The sequence below is a fragment of the Streptomyces sp. NPDC059957 genome, from assembly GCF_042730015.1.
GTDB lineage: Bacteria > Actinomycetota > Actinomycetes > Streptomycetales > Streptomycetaceae > Streptomyces.
Genome location: NZ_JBHWMB010000118.1, coordinates 1 through 16,527 on the forward strand (window position 1 = coordinate 1; position 16,527 = coordinate 16,527).

Here is a 16,527-nt window from a genome sequence, read left to right on the forward strand (position 1 = left end):
GTCCTGTCGCGTGCTGGAACCCCTGGTCGAGGGTGGTGTCGTGACGGGCGCCCGCATCCGGGGCCCGGGGCCGCGCACGGCGACGATCCGCGCGCGGACCGTCATCGACGCGACCGGCCGCGCTCGCTGGACCGGCCGCACCCTCGGGCCCATCCGCACCGACCGGACGCGGTCACCGCGCCTGCTGATCCGCTACGGCTACGCCGTGGGCGCCTGCCCCGCCCGTGACGCGGCGCCCGCGATCGTCGCCGACCACACCGGGTGGACCTGGACGGCCCGGGTGGGGGCCGCCCGGTACCAGTGGATGCGTCTGGACCTGGTGCCGGAGCAGAGGTCGCGCACCTGGCTGCCCGAGGAGTTCTCGGGCCTGACCCCCGAGGGCCCGGCGCGGGCCGCCGACGTGACCTGGCGGCTGAGCGGGGCCCCCGCGGGGCCGGGCTGGTTCGTTGTCGGCGACGCCGGCGCGCAGCTGGACCCGTCCTCCTCCCACGGCGTGCTGCGTGCCCTGCTGTCCGGCTGGACGGCGGGCAGCCTCACGGCGGCCGTGACGGACGGGGCGCTCGACCCCCACCAGGCCGCGGCCACGTACCGGCAGTGGCTGTACGAGGGCGCGGAGCGCGACATCCACCACCTGGCCGGAACGTACGCGAGGCTGGGAGCGCAGGGCTTCGGCTGACCGGGCTAAGGTGCGACCTCATGAGTGACCACAACAGCCGGACCGGATCAGGCGACTTCCCGCTCCGCATACGTATGACCGGCCTCCTGCTGGCGAGTTCGGTGTTCCTGCTGGGCGGCTGTACGGCCGGTGACGGTCAGTCGGACAAGTCGGCAGCGCCCCCCGACCCGTCGCCGTCCGTGTCCGCAACGCCCTCGCCCTCGCCCTCGCCGTCGGAGACGTGGAGCTCTCCTGCGTTTCCCGGCCCCAAGGCCGACGTGATCATGGCCAAGATCGCCGGCCGGTGGGGCATGGAGGTCCAGCGCCAGGGCCGCTACGGCCAAGGGCCGTTGGAGGCGAAGCGGATCCTCCCGGAAGGCTTCACGCTCTGGGTGCGGACGAGCGATGATGACGACGGCCGAGCGCATCGCGTCGAGTGCATGGCCCTGAACTCGACGTCGGCGAAGGTCGCGGCCACCCTGGCGGAGTGTGCGGACATCACGCTGGACGGAAAGGCGACCACTCGACAGAAGGAGTGGATCTCCGCTCAACTCGCCATCGTCGACGCGCCGGACGGCCCGGAGGAGTCCATCGAAACCCTCACCGAGAACGGCTTCAAGATGCGGCTCGTCGCACGGATCACCGGGAACATCCTGGCCATCACCGTCGCTGTGTAGCCGCCCGCGACCGGCCTGCCCGGCCGGGCGGGTGCCGGGCCGGGCAGGCCGTACGGGAGTCAGCGCAGCGGGGTGAAGTCCCGCGAGGCGATGTATCCGGGGCGGCGCACCGGGGCGGCGAAGGGCTTCGACGGGCGGTTCTCGACGCTGTTGAAGACGAGGAACACGTTGCTGCGCGGATAGGGCGTGATGTTGTCGCCCGAGCCGTGCATCGCGTTGCAGTCGAACCAGGTGGCCGAGCCGGCCTTGCCGGTGAAGACCCTGATGCCGCAGGCCGAGGCGAACTTGGTCAGCGCCTCGTCCGACGGGGTGCCCGCATCCTGCATCTGGAGGGACTTCTTGTAGTTGTCCTCCGGCGTCGCACCGGCGCAGCCCAGGAAGCTCCGGTGGGAGCCGGGCATGATCATCAGGCCGCCGTTGGTGGTGTAGTTCGGCGTCAGGGCGATGGACACCGAGACGGTGCGCATGTGCGGCAGGCCGTCCTCGGCGTGCCAGGTCTCGAAGTCGGAGTGCCAGTAGAAGCCGCTGGCACCGAAACCGGGCTTGACGTTGATCCGGGACTGGTGCACGTACACCTCGGAGCCCAGGATCTGCCGCGCGCGCCCCACGACGCGCGGATCGGCGGCGAGGGCCGCGAACACCTCGCTGATCCGGTGGACTTCGAAGACGGAGCGCACTTCCCGGGACTTCGGCTCCACGATGGACCGCTCGTCCGCCAGCGTCGAGGGGTCGCGGAGCAGCCGGTCCATCTCGGCCCGGTAGACGTCCGTCTCCTCGGGGGTGATGAGTTCTTCGACGGACAGGAACCCGTCGCGCTCGTAGCTCTCCAACTCGTGGGCCCATATCGGGCCGGGCGTGCCGGGCTCGGACCAGACGACGGGGTCCGCGCGGCCGGTGAGCACCTCCTCGGAGCCCCGGGTCGGATACAGGTCGGTCACCGTGCGTGTGGATACGGAGGTCATGGCGGTGCCTGCCTCTCCTCTCTGGATCTTCTCTGGTCCGTGCGTTCTTCGGTGCGTCAGCCGTGGTCGGGTTCGGGTTCGGGTTCGGTGAGCAGGGGGTACACGCCGTTCTCGTCGTGGTCCTCCCGGCCGGTCACGGGCGGGTTGAAGACGCACAGGCAGCGGAACTCGTGCCTGACGCGCAGGGTGTGGCGCTCGTGGCCGTCGAGGAGGTACATGGTTCCCGGCGTGATCGTGTACGTCAGGCCCGTCTCCTCGTCCGTGAGCTCGGCCTCGCCCTGCGTGCAGACCACGGCCTCCACGTGGTTCGCGTACCACATGGACGTCTCGGTGCCCGCGTACAGGACGGTCTCGTGCAGGGAGAAGCCGACGCGTTCCTTGGCCAGGACGATGCGCTTGCTCTCCCAGGTGCCGGATGCCGCCTTGACGTGGCGGTCGGTTCCCTCGATGTCCCGGAACGAGCGGACGATCATGGTGGTGCCCTTCGTGGTGTGCGGCGGGGTGCCGGTCAGGCGGTTTCGCGGACGGAGCGGGCGAGGATGTCGAGGCCCTCGTCGAGTTCGTCGGCGGTGACGGTCAGCGGCGGGAGCAGCTTCACGACCTCGCCCTGGGGGCCCGAGGTCTCGATGAGGAGACCGTGCTCGAAAGCCCTCCGGGACACCGCGGCCGCTCGCTCCTTGTGGGTGAACTCGATGCCCCAGACCAGCCCGCGGCCCCGGTACGTCGCGCCCAGCCGGGCGTGTTCGCCGCAGAGCTCGCGCAGCGCGCTCTCGATGCGCGCGCCCTGCAGGAGGGTCCGCTCGCGCAGGACGCCGTCGCCCCAGTACGTCTCCAGGGCGGCTGTCGCGGTGACGAAGGCAGGGTTGTTGCCGCGGAAGGTTCCGTTGTGCTCGCCCGGCTCCCACAGGTCCAGCTCGGGCTTGAACAGGCACAGGGACATGGGAAGTCCGTAGCCGCTGATGGACTTCGACAGCGTGACGATGTCGGGCGTGATGCCGGCCTCCTCGAAGGAGAAGAACTCCCCGGTCCGGCCGCAGCCCATCTGGATGTCGTCGACGATCAGCAGCATGTCGCGGCGGCGGCACAGGTCCGCGAGGGCGCGGAGCCACTCCGCGCGGGCCACGTTGATCCCGCCCTCACCCTGGATCGTCTCGACGATGACCGCGGCCGGGTGGTTCAGGCCGGAGCCCTGGTCCTCCAGCAGGCGCTCGAACCAGAGGAAGTCGGGGGTCCTGCCGCCGAGGTAGTTGTCGAAGGGCATCGGGGTGCCGTGGACCAGGGGGATGCCGGCGCCGGCCCGTTTGAAGGCGTTGCCCGTGACGGCGAGGGAGCCGAGCGACATGCCGTGGAAGGCGTTGGTGAAGGACACGACCGACTCGCGGCCCTTGGCCTTCCGCGCCAGTTTCAGCGCTGCCTCGACGGCATTGGTCCCGGTGGGCCCCGGGAACATCACCTTGTAGTTCAGTGCGCGGGGTTCGAGGACGTGGGACCGGAAGGTCTCGAGGAAGGCCCGCTTGGCGGTCGTCGCCATGTCGAGGCCGTGAGTGATGCCGTCCCGCTCCAGGTAGTCGAGCAGGGCCCGCTTCAGGACGGGGTTGTTGTGGCCGTAGTTCAGGGACCCGGCGCCCGCGAAGAAGTCGAGGTAGCCGGAGCCGTGCTCGTCGTACAGCCGGCTTCCCGTGGCGCGCTCGAAGACGACGGGCCAGGCGCGGCAGTAGCTGCGCACCTCGGACTCCAGGGTCTCGAAGACGGACAGGACCGGCTCGGTCATGGTCAAGGGAACTCTCCAATGATCGTGGGGTGTTGCGTGCGTGATGTTCGGCGGGAGGTGCTCGGCGCGAAGGCTTCGGCGCGCGGGGTTCGGCGCGCCGGGCGAGGGCCCCGGACCGGGCTCAGAAGGGGAGCGGTCCGATGCGGTGCAGGACCTCCGGGGCGTAGCCGCGGTCCGGGAACTCCTCCGGGGCGAACAGCACTTCGCGCGTGAGCGTGGCGCCGTGCCGTGCGGCGTACGAGGTGAAGAGCCGCTCCGACGCGAGGTTGCCGGGGGAGATGGTGGTCTCCAGGAAGCTCAGGCCGTGTTCCGCCGCCACGCGGGCGGAGAGGCCGTCGAGCAGGGCCCCGGCGATGCCCAGGCCGCGGACGGATTCGTCGACGGCGATCTGCCAGACGAGGAGCGTTCCGGGGCTGTCGGGCCGCAGGTATCCGCTGACGAATCCGACGGGACGCCCGGACGAGTCACGGGCCACCGCGGACGTGCCGGCGAAGTCACGGCACCAGAGGAGATAGCTGTAGGCCGAGTTGAGGTCGAGCGTCCTGGAATCGCGGGCGAGGCGCCACAGCCGGCGGCCGTCACCGGGGCGGGGGCGGTCGATGTGCGCGGTCGATGTGGTCGGAGCGGACGGCAGGGTCCTTCGGTAATGGGCCAGTTCTGCATGAGCAGTCATGCGGGCCGAAGCTACCTAGGGATGGAGCGGATTGCACGGGGCCAAGGGGTTACGGAGAGGGTGCTGTTCGTGATAGGTGCAGGCGCCTGCCCGGGATCGCGAAAGCACCGGCTATGCGGTGGATGTTTCGCAAAATATGCGGACATCTCCACCGCACCCTCGAGTTTATAACGAGCGGATAACGTCTTTGCCCTGTCTCACGTTTTCCCTCGAGTGTGATGTCTTCGTCGGCTGGCCGGGGGTTTCGATCACAGCTGCGCGGTCAGAAGCGGCACGGTGGGGCCCGGCCTGGCGCGTCACTGTCCCTGTGGTGGTTTGCCCTCCGCCGCGGAGACCTCGACGAGCTCCACCTGGCCCTTGGCGTTGAGGCGCAGGATCGGCACGGCCTTGTTGCGCGGGTTGCCGTTGTTCTGGAAGGAGACGAAACCGCTGGCCCCTGCCACCTGCTGGGTACCGTCCATCTGGTGGAACATCCGGGCCACCGCGTCGCCGGCCACCTCTCCCTGCCAGCGGGCGGCCATCTGGATGCCGTGCGCCGCGGCGAGGACCGCGTCGTGGCCCATCAGGGCCCCACCGTCCTCGCGGGGGTCGTGCGGGAACCACTGGTCCATCAACCCGCCCGGCTGGAAGTTCTTCGCGGAGGGCGCGGACACCGCCTGCGGCGCCGCGCGGTACATGTCGGGGTGGGCGAGGCCGGTGTACAGCACCTCGATGCCCGTCTCGGCGGCCCGGGCGAGCTGTGCGGGGCTCAGGTTGGTGGTGTCGTCCCCGGTGAACACGGTGAACCGCTGCTCCGTGCAGCTGCGATTGGCGAGCGCGTCGAGGAACCGGGTCAGGTGCAGCCCGCGGCCCGCGAAGTAGACGAGTTGCGGACGCTGCTGGCACAACTGGCCGGGCATGTAGCGCAGCTCGTTCTGCCAGGCACTGCTGACGGAGGAATCGTAGGTCATCCTCTCGGCGACGAGCTTGTGCGCGCCGCCGTCGTGGAACGCCTTGGTGAAGGCGTCGCCGAGGGTGGAGGAGTAGAGGTCTCCCCCCGCCACGTCCTGGATGACGACGCCGGTGGCCACCCCGCGCCGCTTCAGGTATCCGGCGCCCGCGTACGCCTGGTCCTCGTTGGTGGGGGCGATCCGGACGAAGCCGTTGATGTCCTTGATGTCCGAGGCGGTCATGGTCGCGCCGACCATGGCGATCCCGTTCTCGGAGAAGCGCTTTATGGCCGCGAGGTTCTCGTCGGTGCTGGGGCCGAGTCCGGCCACCGCGACGAGCCGGTCCGGGGAATCCTTGCGGGCGATCAGCGCGTCGACGGTGTGCTTCCACTGCGTGGACTTGCTGCCCGGATTGGCTATGAGCAGCCGGATCTTGGGCGTGGCGGCCAAGTCGCCCTGGTTGTGCCGGTACTGGGCCAGGTAGGCGCCCTGGAGTTCGTGCCGGACTCCCTCGGCGGAGTTGCTGTCCGCGGCGGTGGTGGTGAAAGAGGTGAAGTAGGCGACGCTGACGTACGGTTCCTTGTCCGCGTTGGCGAGGACCCTGCGGTTCTCCACCTCGATCTTCGCGCTGACGGCGTCGAGGTGCGGAGCGAAGACGTAGGAGCCGTCGCTCACGCCGACGCACTCGTCGTCCGGCCCCTGTTCCACGACCCCGTCGGCGCACCTGGCCTGCCGTTCCTGGAGCCAGCCCGCGCCCAGCCAGAGCGCCCCCACGAGGGTGATGACCGCAGCGGTGGCCAAGGCGACGCGGCGTACGACGTGCAGGGGCCATTCGAGTCTGGGCACGTGCTCAGCCCTCCCAGCCCGCGGTCTGGGGATCGCGCCAATGCCGGTACCGCTCGGCCTCGTTGAACAGGGCCACGATGTCGTCCCTCCGCAGTTGGGACAGCTGGGTGCAGCCGTCGGCGATCAGGTTTCCCAGCCGCATGGCGGGGTCGGCCAGCGGATCGCTCCACACCCACCGGGTGGTCACCAGGGTGTGGATCACGGACTCGGTGTCCATCACCCGCCCGGGCCGGCGCGGGATGAGCCCGGACAGGAGCTCCAGCGGCCCGCTGCCGGCGGGGAGCCGGTTCGGGGCGGAGGTGATCGCGTCGAACTCGGAGATCCACTGCGCGGCCGGTACGTCGGTGAACCGCCGGGTCAGGTGGGCGGTGACCTCCTCGGTCCGGCCGCGGGCGAGCTGGTGGTACATCTCCTGCACCGGTTTGCCCTCGGCGCGGTAGTACTCGGCGAGGAGTTCGTGCACGGCGTCCCACGCCTCGGGGCGTGCGGCCAGCTGCCACAGGAGCAGCCGGCGCAGCCACGGATGGAGTACGGGGACCACGGCGACGGGTCCGGTCAGCAGCCAGCGCGCCCGGATGTCGCCGAACAGGGAGTCGTCGGGGCTGAGCAGCCGCGTGGCCACGGAGAAGTCGCGGGCGGCGGAGCATTCGGCCAGGGCCGCGCGCTGGGTCCCGTCGAAATCGCGCAGGAGATGGCCGAGGGCGGTGTCGGCGAGGGTGGCGGAGTTCTCCCCGGTGCGCAGGGGCCGGTCGGGCAGGGTGCGCAGCCAACGGTCCTGCTGGGGGCCCGAGTCCGGGAGCGGCCCGGCCTGGCGCAGTACGTCGAGCACCTGGTGGACGGCGCGCGGCAGCCCTCCGGTGAGCCTGTGCACGAAGGGGGTGAGGCGGGTCAGCGGGGCCAGATCGCTGTTCCCGCCGAGCTGGAGCTCTATCCGGATCCGCACCTCGTCCAGATTGAGGTCGCGCAGGCGCAGCGGGTACCACCAGCTGTCCTCGCTGTCGCGGGGCGGCCGGTGGGCGTGCCAGTCGGCCAGCGAAGCCCGGTCGGGGCCGCGCAGCTGCCAGGGCCAGGAGTCCCCGGTGGCCGAACCCCAGCGGGGCAGCCAGCGGTTGGAGCTGGCGACGACGGTCAGCGGGTCACTGGCGTGCCCGGCCACGACGGTCTGGTCGTGTCGGGAGCGCAGTAACAGGTCCAGGAAGTGGCGGCCGTACTCCGTGTGGGAGTTGTCCAGGAGCAGCAAGTAGGAACGCGGCATGAAATTGCGGGCGGTGTTGCGCCGGAGATCCTCCAGGAAGGCCGAGAAGAGGATGAGGTCGAGGCGCTCCTGTTCGTTCTCGTCGCCCTCGTGGCGCCACAGGTTGAGCTCGACGAGGGCTTCCATGGGGTCCGCGCTGCGGGTCATGGGGTGGCGTCCGTACCAGTGGGCCCCGGCGGTGAGCCGATTGCCCAGCCGGCCGCCGAGCAGGCCGGGCACGGTGCGGCGGCCGCGCCGCAGAGCGTCCTGGAAGAGGGCGAGCGCGGCGCTCGAGGCGCCCTCGGGCATGCCGACCGCGCCCATGCCCACTTCGAAGAAGGCGGCCAGGTAGTCGCCGTGCCGGGCCTCGTTCTCCTCCTGGAACCGGTCGAGCTGGCGCTGTACCGCGCGCCGGCCCTCCGCGAGGCTGCGCATGCGCAGCTCTTGGTCGGAAGCGAGCAGGCCGAGGCTGAGCAGCGGGAAGTGGGAGCGGCCGTAGCGGGGCAGCTTGCGTTCGAGCTGGCGGGCCAGGAGGCCGAGGGCGTAGCGCGGCAGCAGGGACTGGGCCCCGCCGAAGTTGACGAACGCGAAGGGGTAGTCGGGCCCGAAGCGCTCCATGAGCGCGCTGTGCGCCTCGCTGGCTCCGCTGCCGGCCGGGCCGAGGAGCATGGTCAGGGGCCGCTCGGCCGCCGGGTCCTCCTTCAGGCACGCGTCGACCAGCGACAGGATGCCGCTGCGGCCCCGCAGGCCCATGCCCGTACCCGGCTCCATGACGTGTCATCCCCCCCAGGACTGCGCTTCGAGGACTAGAGCCTGCCATCCGGAGCCGGAGTCAGACAGGGGTTTCCGCTCCTTGATTCCGATCAGGCCGGCCGGACCGGGCATCCGGGCGGCGGCGCCGGGCCGGTGGCGGGACCGTTCATCCGGTCCGGGGGACCCGCCGTGTGCCGCGGACGTCCGTGGCATAGTCGCAGCACGGGGCGGCGCACCGGCCGTCCGCGAAGACGGGGGCGGGCAGTGGACACAGGGGCGTTCGAGGAGATCGGCACCGAGGGGGAGCTGCGCGAGCTGCTCGGCGAGCCCACCGCCGTGGCCATCGAAAAGGAACGGCAGACCCTCCACGACCACCACAAGCAGTGGCTCGCCCGCTCACCGCTCTGCATGATCTCCACCTCCGCCGCCGACGGCACCTGCGACGTATCGCCCAAGGGCGACCCGCCCGGTTTCGCCAAGGTCCTCGACGACACCACCCTCGTGATCCCGGACCGCCCCGGAAACCGCCGGGCCGACGGCTACCACAACGTCCTCACCAACCCCCACGTCGGTCTGCTCTTCCTCATCCCGGGCCGCGGCGACTCCCTGCGCATCAACGGCCGCGCCCGGCTGCTCCGCGAGGCACCCTTCTTCGACGACCTGACCGTCAAGGGCCACCGCCCCACGCTCGCCCTCCTCGTGGAGGTCGAACAGGTCTACTTCCACTGCTCCCGGGCCTTCGTACGCTCCGCCCTGTGGAAGCCGGAGACCTGGAACCCCGATGCGGCCCCCTCCAGGGCCAGGATCTCGAAGAGCCTGGAGCGCACGCAGGAGTCCCTGGAATCACTGGAGCGCTACTACGGGCCCTCGTACGAAGAGAAGAACATGTACATCTGAACGAGCGGCCCCGTCGGGCCGTGCGGACGGGGCACACGGCGTGGCCGCCGCTCAGAACACGCAGCTCGCGGCCATCGGTGCGCCGGTGCGCCGGGCGTCCATCCAGGCGATGGCATCGTCCAGCGGGCCGTCACTGAGGGTGTGGCCCTGGTCGGCGTAGTACTTGAACTCCAGGCTCACACCCTTGTCGCACAGTTCCCGGGCGAGCGTCTGGTTGAGGTTGCTCAGCACGTCGTTGCCGCCCTGCGGCAACAGCACGGGGACCTTGACGGTGACCTCGCCGGTGGCGCTGGCCTTGAGGGCGGCGTTGAGCGGTGCCAGATCGGCGCCGGGCCGGAGGATGCCGGTGGCGGGCGGGAGGTCCGGGTCGTCGGCCATGCAGGGTTGCGTCCAGATGCGGTTCGCCGCGGCCAGGCCGGCGGGGGTGAGGAGTTCGGCGGGCTTGACCGCCGGGTCGGCGGCCGAGGCCCCGTTGATGAGCGTCAGCAGGATCCCGGTGTAGGGAGTGGCGGTCTCGTTCTGCGCGGCGAACAGGGCGGGCATCCACTCGAATCCGACCGCCGGCGCGTTGGCGACCACACCCTTGAGGTCGATGTCGGGGGCGTACCCGTTGGCGTGGTGCGCGCTCCACAGCGCGGCGTGCCCGCCCTGGGATCCGCCGTAGAGGAGTGTGGTCGTGCCCGCCCCCGGGGCGATCCCGCGAGCGGCGCGGAGCATGTCGAGGGTGGCGTACGCGGCGGACTTGCCGTTGAGGTACGGATGTCTGACCCCGGTCACCCCCAGTCCGATGTAGTCCGGCTGTACGACCACGAATCCGCGCGCGAGGAGCTTCCCGACCGGACTGGCGTCCTGCAGCCCGGCAAAGGCCGGGATGCGGGACGGGGCGCAAGCCGAACCGATGCCCATGGTGCCGTGGTTCACCGCGGCGACGGGTCGCCCCCCGGAGGGCGCGGGCCCGTCGGGCACGGTCACCAGCCCGCTCGCGGCCACCGGCTCGCCGTCGGTTCCGGTGCTCAGGTACATCACCAGAATGGTGCGCGAAGGCAGCGTCAGCTCCATCTCGGGTGGCGTGTACGGGCGTTGGCGGATCACCGTGCCCGGTTTGCCCGGGGGTAGCGGGTCCGGCGGGTCGTAGAAGGCGTCGCCCTCGGGCACGGGTGCAGAAGCGGCCGGTCGTTCCGGGCCCTGGTGCCCGCCGTTGCCGGTGCAGCCCGACAGTGCCAGGGCCGCGGCGATCGCAGCGACCGAGGCCCAGCGGTGCACCCGGATCAACTTCTTTGCACGGCAGGCCCGTTCACCCTTGGCATCCGGCCGCCCACCTGCCGGGAGGGAGGTCGTTCGCATGGTTCCGCGGAGGTGGCTCTGCCCGTGCGTCAAGGGATCAGCGCGCCCTTCTCGCCGATCGTCGCGAAGGCCTCCGGCGCCGCTGCCGGGATCTCATCGCGACGCACGGCTCCGATCGCGTAACGACCGTTAGGTGTAAGGGAGTTGGCGGGCCGCATGCCGCGCTCCGGGTTCATGCGCGAGACGCTAGTCCAGTTCGCTTTTAACGTCTACGCATCCCGGGGTTCGACCAGTTCCAGCGCGCGCCCGCACGGATCGGCGACCGGCCGGCGACTTCGCTGCGCGGGCCGGGCGGGCCGGATCAGTCCTCGTCGCCTCCGGCCGGGGGCTCCATCGCGGCGACGCGCCGGTTGACGACGATGGTGGCCGCGACCGCGCTGGCGGCGAACGCCACCACGATGACGGCGGGACGGTCGAGCCGGTGCCGGCTGACGTGGTCGAGGGAGATGCGCCCCGGCCCGGTGACGCCGAGGCAGGCGGCGACGGTGCCGAGCAGGGCCGGGTACTCGAAGCCGCCGCCTTGGGCGAAGAAGCCGGCGGGGGCGTGGACCGCTACGGCCCCCGCCATGGCGCCGGCCGCGGCGGCGCCCGCCGCGGGCGTGGCGAGACCCAGTGCGAGCAGGGCGCCGCCACCCGCCTCACCGAGCCCGGCGGCGATGGCGCTCCGCCTGCCCGGCGTGAAGCCCATGTGCTCCATCGCCCGGGCCGTGCCCTCGATGCCGCCACCGCCGAACCAGCCGAAGAGCTTCTGCGTGCCGTGCGCCATCAGGACGCCGCCTGCCGCGAGGCGCAGGGAAAGCAGTCCGAGGTCCTTGCGGAGGGTGAAGTGCATGGGTTGGCCTTTCGACAGGAACAGGAAGGGGGCGCCTCGACAGGAGGGATCGGCGGAATGTGTTCCACGCCTTCCGCACCGCCACACCACCGCACCGCATCCGAGCTTCCGCCCAGATGGGGGGCGACTCCTCGGGTACGCGGTACGCGGACTGCTCCTGCTCCGCGGACTACTCCTGCTCCTCGATCCCGATGACCTCCTTCAACTCCTGGTGAGCCTTGTGCCCCGTCCCCTCCCGCTCCTCCAGCAGGGCGTGGGCGATGGCGTCCAGCTTGCGCTGGATCGCGTGCTCGGCGCGGCGTTCGGAGTTCTTGAGCAGGGCGATCAGCAGCAGGGACACCGCGGCCATGGCGTCACCGGCGAGGTGCTGCCATTCCATCGGCAGGTGCAGGAGGTGGACGGTGATGAAGGCCGCCACCAGGAGGACACACAGGAAGGAGAAGACCGCTGAGCTCGTGAAATTGGATGCGAGTTCCGCCAGTTTCTCGAAGCGGCCGAGCCGCCCCGGACTGCCCTTCTCGGACGGATGCTCCAGGGTCATGCCTGGCGTCTGCCCGGTGCCGGGCGGCCCAACCGTCTGCGCGGTGAGCTGCCGGACGCGGCGGCGTTCGATGCCCTTGGCCCTGTGGAGCCGCTCGAACTCCGGATTCCGCCGGGCGCAGGTCTTGGTCAGGGTTGAGGCCACGGCAACGTCAGAATTCGCCGCGGAGCCGCATCCGGAGAGGCCGGCCGTCGGGGTCGACGAGGGCGTGGTGCAGCGGGGTCGCGAGCAGGCGCCGGACGGACGGCAGCCGCGGAGCGACGTAGCGGCGCAGGCGGCCCGCGGGACGCGGGCCACGGCACCCGGCCGCGTGCCAGGCGTCCAGAGCCGCGGCGGCCTCGCGGAACCGGTCGAACGCGGTGGTCGGATCGCACAGCCCTTCCGTCGACAGGGCATCTGCCTCATCCGCGTCGAGGTGCTCCCGCATCAGCTCTAGGCGCAGCTCCCGGGCGAAGCGGCGGGCCCCGTCTCCGAGTCCGCCCGGGTCGTGCGGCGGCCTCGGATCGGCGGCCAGGTCGAGGACGGTGCAGCTCAGCTCGGAGTCGTGCGTCCACGAACGCATGTTGACGTTGTCGGACCCCACGGCGGCCCACACGTCGTCGATCACGCAGACCTTCGCGTGCACGTAGACGGGGGTCCCGGCATGGTTCTCCAGGCCGTACACCGCGACCCGGTCTCCTCCGGCGCGGCGCAGCTCCTCCAGGGCGGTGATCCGTCCGATCAGGTTCATGGGTCCGGTGAGCGGGCCGTCCTGCTCCGGAACGGAGGGGATGACGGCGGCGAGCCGCAGCCGCGGACTCGCGCGCAGGGCCCGGGCGAAGCAGTCCACGACGCGCGGCGACCACAGGTACTGGTCCTCCACGTAGATCAGCGTCCGGGCCCGCAGCAGCGCCTTGAGGTAGCCCCGGGCGATGCTCCGCTCGCCGTCGGGGGCGAAGGGATAGCCGCTCAGCAGACGGTTCGGATACGTACGCAGCACCTGCACGGCGTGCGTGCCGCACGGCGGGGGATCGGGTGCCTGCGGCGGAAGCTCGTCCGCGCTGGTGTCCTCGCGTGCCAGCAGTTCCCGCAGACGCATCAGCGGACTGCGGCTGAGCGGCGCGGGATCCTCCCAGCGCTCGCGGAAGACGGCTTCGACGTCGCCGACGACGGGCCCGCGCAGGGCCAGCTGGACGTCGTGCCACGGGGGGTGCGGACCGTAGCGGGGCGCCAGGGGCATCGATTGCCGGTCACCGCGGTGGTCGGCGTCGTCGTTGCGGTTGTGGCAGAGGTCGATCCCGCCGACGTACGCGACGTCGCGCTCCGGGCGGCCGGCGTGCCGCAGCACCACCATCTTCTGGTGGTGCGAACCACCGGGCCGCACGCGCAGGTCGAGCAGGCACTCGCCGCCCGCCGCTGCGAGGTCCTCGCTCAGGGAGCGGTTCTCCTCCGCGCTGAACCGGAAGCCGTCCAGATGGGAGCGCCACAGCAGGCCCTTGACGATGACTCCGCGCTCGGCCGCCGCACCCAGTACGGCCGCGACCTCCGTACCGGGTCCGCCCAGCCGCTCGTCGGGATCGCCGCGCCAGTCGGTGAACAGGAGCAGATCGCCGGCGCGCATCGCCCGGACCCGTTCGAGGAGCTCGGCGAAGTACGTGGCGCCGTGTACGAGCGGCCGGGCCTCGTTGCCCTCGGACCACGCCGCCCCGTCCGCCCGGCGATGTTCCAGCCGGGTGGCGGTGTTTCCGCGTTCTCCAGGTGCCAGGAGCCAGTCCGAGGTGGGCACAGTGGGGCCTCCACTCACACGCGTACCCGCATCCCGCCCTTCCACTCGGGAAGGGGGACGGTACCGCCCGAGGGGGCCGATTCGCCCACCTGCCCGGGTCCCGGATGCCGGTGGTGCCCGCACGGTTCAGCCTGGAGGGAGTTCTCCCACGCGACGACCCGGAGGAACTCCACGGTGGACCGACCTCTGTCCCGAGTGCGCGGATGGCTCGGGCGCGCCAAGAAGAGCGCTGCCGGGCTCGGTGAGCGCCGGGCCCGGCTCCATGCCCAACGCGAGGCGGAGGCCGCCGCAGCGTGGGAGGAAACGGCTGCGCCCGAGCCGCGGCAAGGGCCCGGCAGCGCGGCGCGGGCGCCCGCGGCCGCGGTGCCCTGGGGGGTACGGGTGGCCGCGGAGGCCGGCTGGCGGTTCCTGGTGCTCGCCGCCACCGTCTGGGTGCTGATGCGGGTCATCGGGGCGGTACGGCTGGTCGCCCTCTCCTTCGTCGTCGCGCTCCTGGTCACCGCGCTGCTCCAGCCGACGGTCGCACGGCTGCACCGGAGCGGACTGTCCCGGGGCGCGGCGACGGCCCTGACCGCGACCTGCGGATTCGTGATGCTCGGACTGGTCGGGTGGTTCGTCGTCTGGCAGGTGCTCGCCAACCTCGGCAACCTCTCGGACCGGGTTCAGGAAGGCATCGGAGAGCTCAAACAATGGCTGATCGACAGCCCGCTGCACGTCACGGAACAGCAGATCAACGCCATCGCCGACAGCCTGAGCGACAGCATCGGCACCAGCACGAGCGAGATCACCTCCACCGGCCTCCAGGGCGTGACCGTCCTGGTGGAGGTGATCGCCGGACTGCTGCTGGCCATGTTCGCCACCCTCTTCCTGCTGTACGACGGCAAGCGCATCTGGCAGTGGACCCTGCGGCTCGTCCCCGCGGCGGCCCGCCCGGGGGTCGCCGGCGCCGGCCCGCGCGCCTGGCGGACCCTCACCGCCTACGTGCGCGGCAGCATGATCGTCGCGATGATCGACGCGGTCTTCATCGGCGTGGGCATCTACTTCCTGGGCGTACCGCTCGCCGTTCCGATCGGCGTGGTGATCTTCCTGTCCTCCTTCGTGCCCCTCGTGGGCGCCGTGGCCTCCGGCGCCCTGGCGGTCGTGGTCGCCCTCGTCACGGAAGGGGTCTTCACCGCACTGATGGCGCTGATGATCGTCCTCGTGGTGCAGCAAATCGAAGGACACGTGCTCCAGCCGTTCATCCTGGGCAGGGCCGTACGCGTCCACCCGCTGGCCGTGGTCCTGGCCGTCGCCACGGGCGGCACCATCGCGGGAATCGGCGGGGCCGTCGTGGCGGTCCCGCTCGTCGCCGTGGGCAATACGGTGGTCACCCACCTCCGGGCCCACTCCGCCCGCGCCGTCACGAGTGCGGGGCCCCCGGCGCCCCCGCCCGACGCCCCGCCGGAGGACGAGTCGGCGGAGGCGCAGGACGGCCCCGACCGCTGAACGGCGCCCTGCGCCATGTGAGGTCAGGTGCGCAGGCGGCTGTTGCCTTCCTCGTGTCCGTCGGCGGCCGGCTCGTCGAACCAGTAGTCGCCGGCCGCGAGGTAGCGGAAGCTGTGGGTGGCCTTGGCGGGGAGAGCCACGGTCACGGCGCGCATTCCGTCGGTCCGGGGTGCGAGGACGTGTGCGCCGGGATGCCAGTCGTTGAAGGTACCGACGACACTCACCGGCCCGGGCGGGACGTCCCCGGGAAGTACGAAGGTGACATCGGTCGTGTGCTTCCGGCGCTTGCGCTCCAGCACGGACTGCTCCTTTTCGTAGGGCGGGCAGTGCCCGCCGACCGGGGTCAGCCTGACGACCACCGCCCGTTCCGGCTCACGACCCGCCGCGCGGGCACCCCGCATCACCCGTCCGGAGCGGACCCGGTCGCGTGAGACGCCGCCGGCACCATCGGCTCGGACCCGGATGAACCTCCCCGCCCGGGCAGACGCCGGGCCGACGGATCCGAAGCGCCATGGGCACGCAGCGACCTGCGCCTGCGGCGCATCCTGTCGATCACGTTCGCGCCGCTGTTCGCCGCCTCAAGCGGGCCAGGTACCGGTCAGATGTTTGGCGGCCACCGCGCCGCCGCGGTCGATCGCGGCCTTGACCGCGGCGAACACGGCGCCCTGGAGGGCCGCGGCGATGAGGATCTCCCGCCACGTACGGTCCTCGTCGGTCGCGCTCGGCGCGTCGTCCTCGTGGCCGAGCCGCTTCCAGAGCTGTTTGAAGGCCATTCCGGCCAGCAACCCACCTGTGGCACCGAGGGCCAGACCCACCGGTTTGTAGGCGATCTTCGAGGTCTCCACCGCTGCCTCCACCATGTAGTCGGTCTCCGTAATCGGTCTCCTCGGCGCCTGCCCCGAGCCGCTCGCGGCTAACGCGCGTCGCCGGGCAGGGAGGTTTGCCGGACGGGCATTCGGACAGAAGCGGCACGTCAGATGATCGCCAACGATCGGAGTGAGAGCCGTGTCGGGTGAGCAGAAGATGAAGGCCAAGAAGGAACAGGCCAAGGGCAAGACCAAGGAAGCGATGGGCCGCGCCGTCGGCAACGAGCGCCTGACCGCCGAGGGCCGCGCGGAGCAGATGAAGGGGGACGCCCGCCAGGCCAAGGAGAAGGCCAAGGA

18 protein-coding genes are annotated in these 16,527 nt (G+C 71.2%); 5 read left to right on the top strand and 13 right to left on the bottom strand.

The features are described 5' to 3' along the window. Positions 1 to 676 (top strand): NAD(P)/FAD-dependent oxidoreductase (locus ACFWBW_RS39535; protein ID WP_385383991.1); only part of this gene is annotated, 676 nt, incomplete at its 5' end. A gap of 20 nt (positions 677 to 696) precedes the next feature. Continuing rightward, positions 697 to 1,332, top strand: a complete 636-nt coding sequence (locus tag ACFWBW_RS39540; RefSeq protein WP_385383995.1) for a hypothetical protein — start codon at positions 697 to 699, stop codon at positions 1,330 to 1,332. 59 nt (positions 1,333 to 1,391) lie between these two features. Here ACFWBW_RS39540 and thpD read toward each other — a convergent pair whose 3' ends face one another. From thpD to ACFWBW_RS39570, 6 genes are all read right to left on the bottom strand, one after another. After that, a complete protein-coding gene (gene thpD, locus ACFWBW_RS39545; protein ID WP_385383998.1) occupies positions 1,392 to 2,294 on the bottom strand; it encodes an ectoine hydroxylase in 903 nt (300 codons plus the stop codon). Between the two features lie 56 nt (positions 2,295 to 2,350). Continuing rightward, entirely contained in the window at positions 2,351 to 2,767 is a 417-nt protein-coding gene (locus ACFWBW_RS39550) for an ectoine synthase (RefSeq protein ID WP_385384001.1), read from the bottom strand. A 35-nt stretch (positions 2,768 to 2,802) separates the two neighbouring features. Next, on the bottom strand, positions 2,803 to 4,071 hold the full coding sequence (gene ectB / locus ACFWBW_RS39555) for a diaminobutyrate--2-oxoglutarate transaminase (RefSeq protein ID WP_385384004.1): 1,269 nt from the start codon (positions 4,069 to 4,071) through the stop codon (positions 2,803 to 2,805). 115 nt (positions 4,072 to 4,186) lie between these two features. After that, positions 4,187 to 4,738 carry a diaminobutyrate acetyltransferase gene (gene ectA, locus ACFWBW_RS39560; RefSeq protein WP_385384008.1) on the bottom strand — a complete coding sequence of 184 codons (552 nt, stop codon included), beginning with the start codon at positions 4,736 to 4,738 and terminating at the stop codon, positions 4,187 to 4,189. Positions 4,739 to 5,034: 296 nt separating this feature from the next. Further along, on the bottom strand, positions 5,035 to 6,513 hold the full coding sequence (locus ACFWBW_RS39565) for an ABC transporter substrate-binding protein (protein ID WP_385384011.1): 1,479 nt from the start codon (positions 6,511 to 6,513) through the stop codon (positions 5,035 to 5,037). A 4-nt stretch (positions 6,514 to 6,517) separates the two neighbouring features. Continuing rightward, positions 6,518 to 8,518, bottom strand: a complete 2,001-nt coding sequence (locus tag ACFWBW_RS39570) for a hypothetical protein (RefSeq protein WP_385384014.1) — start codon at positions 8,516 to 8,518, stop codon at positions 6,518 to 6,520. Between the two features lie 246 nt (positions 8,519 to 8,764). Between ACFWBW_RS39570 and ACFWBW_RS39575 the strand changes: the two genes are divergently transcribed. Then, positions 8,765 to 9,397, top strand: coding sequence for a pyridoxamine 5'-phosphate oxidase family protein (locus ACFWBW_RS39575; RefSeq protein WP_385384016.1), 633 nt, complete (start codon positions 8,765 to 8,767; stop codon positions 9,395 to 9,397). A 51-nt stretch (positions 9,398 to 9,448) separates the two neighbouring features. On the opposite strand, the gene ACFWBW_RS39580 is transcribed toward ACFWBW_RS39575, so the two are convergent. The 5 genes from ACFWBW_RS39580 to ACFWBW_RS39600 all read right to left on the bottom strand — a co-directional run bounded on the left by ACFWBW_RS39580 (position 9,449) and on the right by ACFWBW_RS39600 (position 13,879). Further along, entirely contained in the window at positions 9,449 to 10,660 is a 1,212-nt protein-coding gene (locus ACFWBW_RS39580; RefSeq protein WP_385384019.1) for a lipase family protein, read from the bottom strand. A gap of 110 nt (positions 10,661 to 10,770) precedes the next feature. After that, entirely contained in the window at positions 10,771 to 10,917 is a 147-nt protein-coding gene (locus ACFWBW_RS39585) for a hypothetical protein (RefSeq protein ID WP_385384022.1), read from the bottom strand. Between the two features lie 125 nt (positions 10,918 to 11,042). Continuing rightward, positions 11,043 to 11,573 carry a DoxX family protein gene (locus ACFWBW_RS39590; protein WP_385384024.1) on the bottom strand — a complete coding sequence of 177 codons (531 nt, stop codon included), beginning with the start codon at positions 11,571 to 11,573 and terminating at the stop codon, positions 11,043 to 11,045. A 169-nt stretch (positions 11,574 to 11,742) separates the two neighbouring features. Beyond that, positions 11,743 to 12,258, bottom strand: a complete 516-nt coding sequence (locus tag ACFWBW_RS39595) for a low affinity iron permease family protein (RefSeq protein ID WP_385384028.1) — start codon at positions 12,256 to 12,258, stop codon at positions 11,743 to 11,745. Between the two features lie 7 nt (positions 12,259 to 12,265). After that, on the bottom strand, positions 12,266 to 13,879 hold the full coding sequence (locus ACFWBW_RS39600) for a phospholipase (protein ID WP_385384031.1): 1,614 nt from the start codon (positions 13,877 to 13,879) through the stop codon (positions 12,266 to 12,268). Between the two features lie 186 nt (positions 13,880 to 14,065). Here ACFWBW_RS39600 and ACFWBW_RS39605 point away from each other — a divergent pair, with 186 nt between their 5' ends. Further along, positions 14,066 to 15,364, top strand: coding sequence for an AI-2E family transporter (locus tag ACFWBW_RS39605; RefSeq protein WP_385384037.1), 1,299 nt, complete (start codon positions 14,066 to 14,068; stop codon positions 15,362 to 15,364). Positions 15,365 to 15,387: 23 nt separating this feature from the next. Here ACFWBW_RS39605 and ACFWBW_RS39610 read toward each other — a convergent pair whose 3' ends face one another. Together ACFWBW_RS39610 and ACFWBW_RS39615 are read right to left on the bottom strand one after the other, a co-directional pair. Next, positions 15,388 to 15,723, bottom strand: coding sequence for an isoamylase early set domain-containing protein (locus tag ACFWBW_RS39610; protein ID WP_385384034.1), 336 nt, complete (start codon positions 15,721 to 15,723; stop codon positions 15,388 to 15,390). A 219-nt stretch (positions 15,724 to 15,942) separates the two neighbouring features. Continuing rightward, complete coding sequence (locus ACFWBW_RS39615; RefSeq protein WP_385384041.1) at positions 15,943 to 16,209, bottom strand: DUF4235 domain-containing protein; 267 nt, start codon at positions 16,207 to 16,209, stop codon at positions 15,943 to 15,945. Positions 16,210 to 16,387: 178 nt separating this feature from the next. Between ACFWBW_RS39615 and ACFWBW_RS39620 the strand changes: the two genes are divergently transcribed. Further along, on the top strand, positions 16,388 to 16,527 hold a 140-nt coding region (locus tag ACFWBW_RS39620), incomplete at its 3' end, for a CsbD family protein (protein WP_385384044.1).

What these genes read in the sequence shown, in the direction of transcription:
- ACFWBW_RS39540 (WP_385383995.1), top strand. Translation starts at nt 697, where the DNA reads ATGAGTGACCACAACAGCCGGACCGGATCAGGCGACTTCCCGCTCCGC.
- thpD (WP_385383998.1), bottom strand. Translation starts at nt 2,294, where the DNA reads ATGACCTCCGTATCCACACGCACGGTGACCGACCTGTATCCGACCCGG.
- ACFWBW_RS39550 (WP_385384001.1), bottom strand. Translation starts at nt 2,767, where the DNA reads ATGATCGTCCGCTCGTTCCGGGACATCGAGGGAACCGACCGCCACGTC.
- ectA (WP_385384008.1), bottom strand. Translation starts at nt 4,738, where the DNA reads ATGACTGCTCATGCAGAACTGGCCCATTACCGAAGGACCCTGCCGTCC.
- ACFWBW_RS39570 (WP_385384014.1), bottom strand. Translation starts at nt 8,518, where the DNA reads ATGGAGCCGGGTACGGGCATGGGCCTGCGGGGCCGCAGCGGCATCCTG.
- ACFWBW_RS39585 (WP_385384022.1), bottom strand. Translation starts at nt 10,917, where the DNA reads ATGAACCCGGAGCGCGGCATGCGGCCCGCCAACTCCCTTACACCTAAC.
- ACFWBW_RS39590 (WP_385384024.1), bottom strand. Translation starts at nt 11,573, where the DNA reads ATGCACTTCACCCTCCGCAAGGACCTCGGACTGCTTTCCCTGCGCCTC.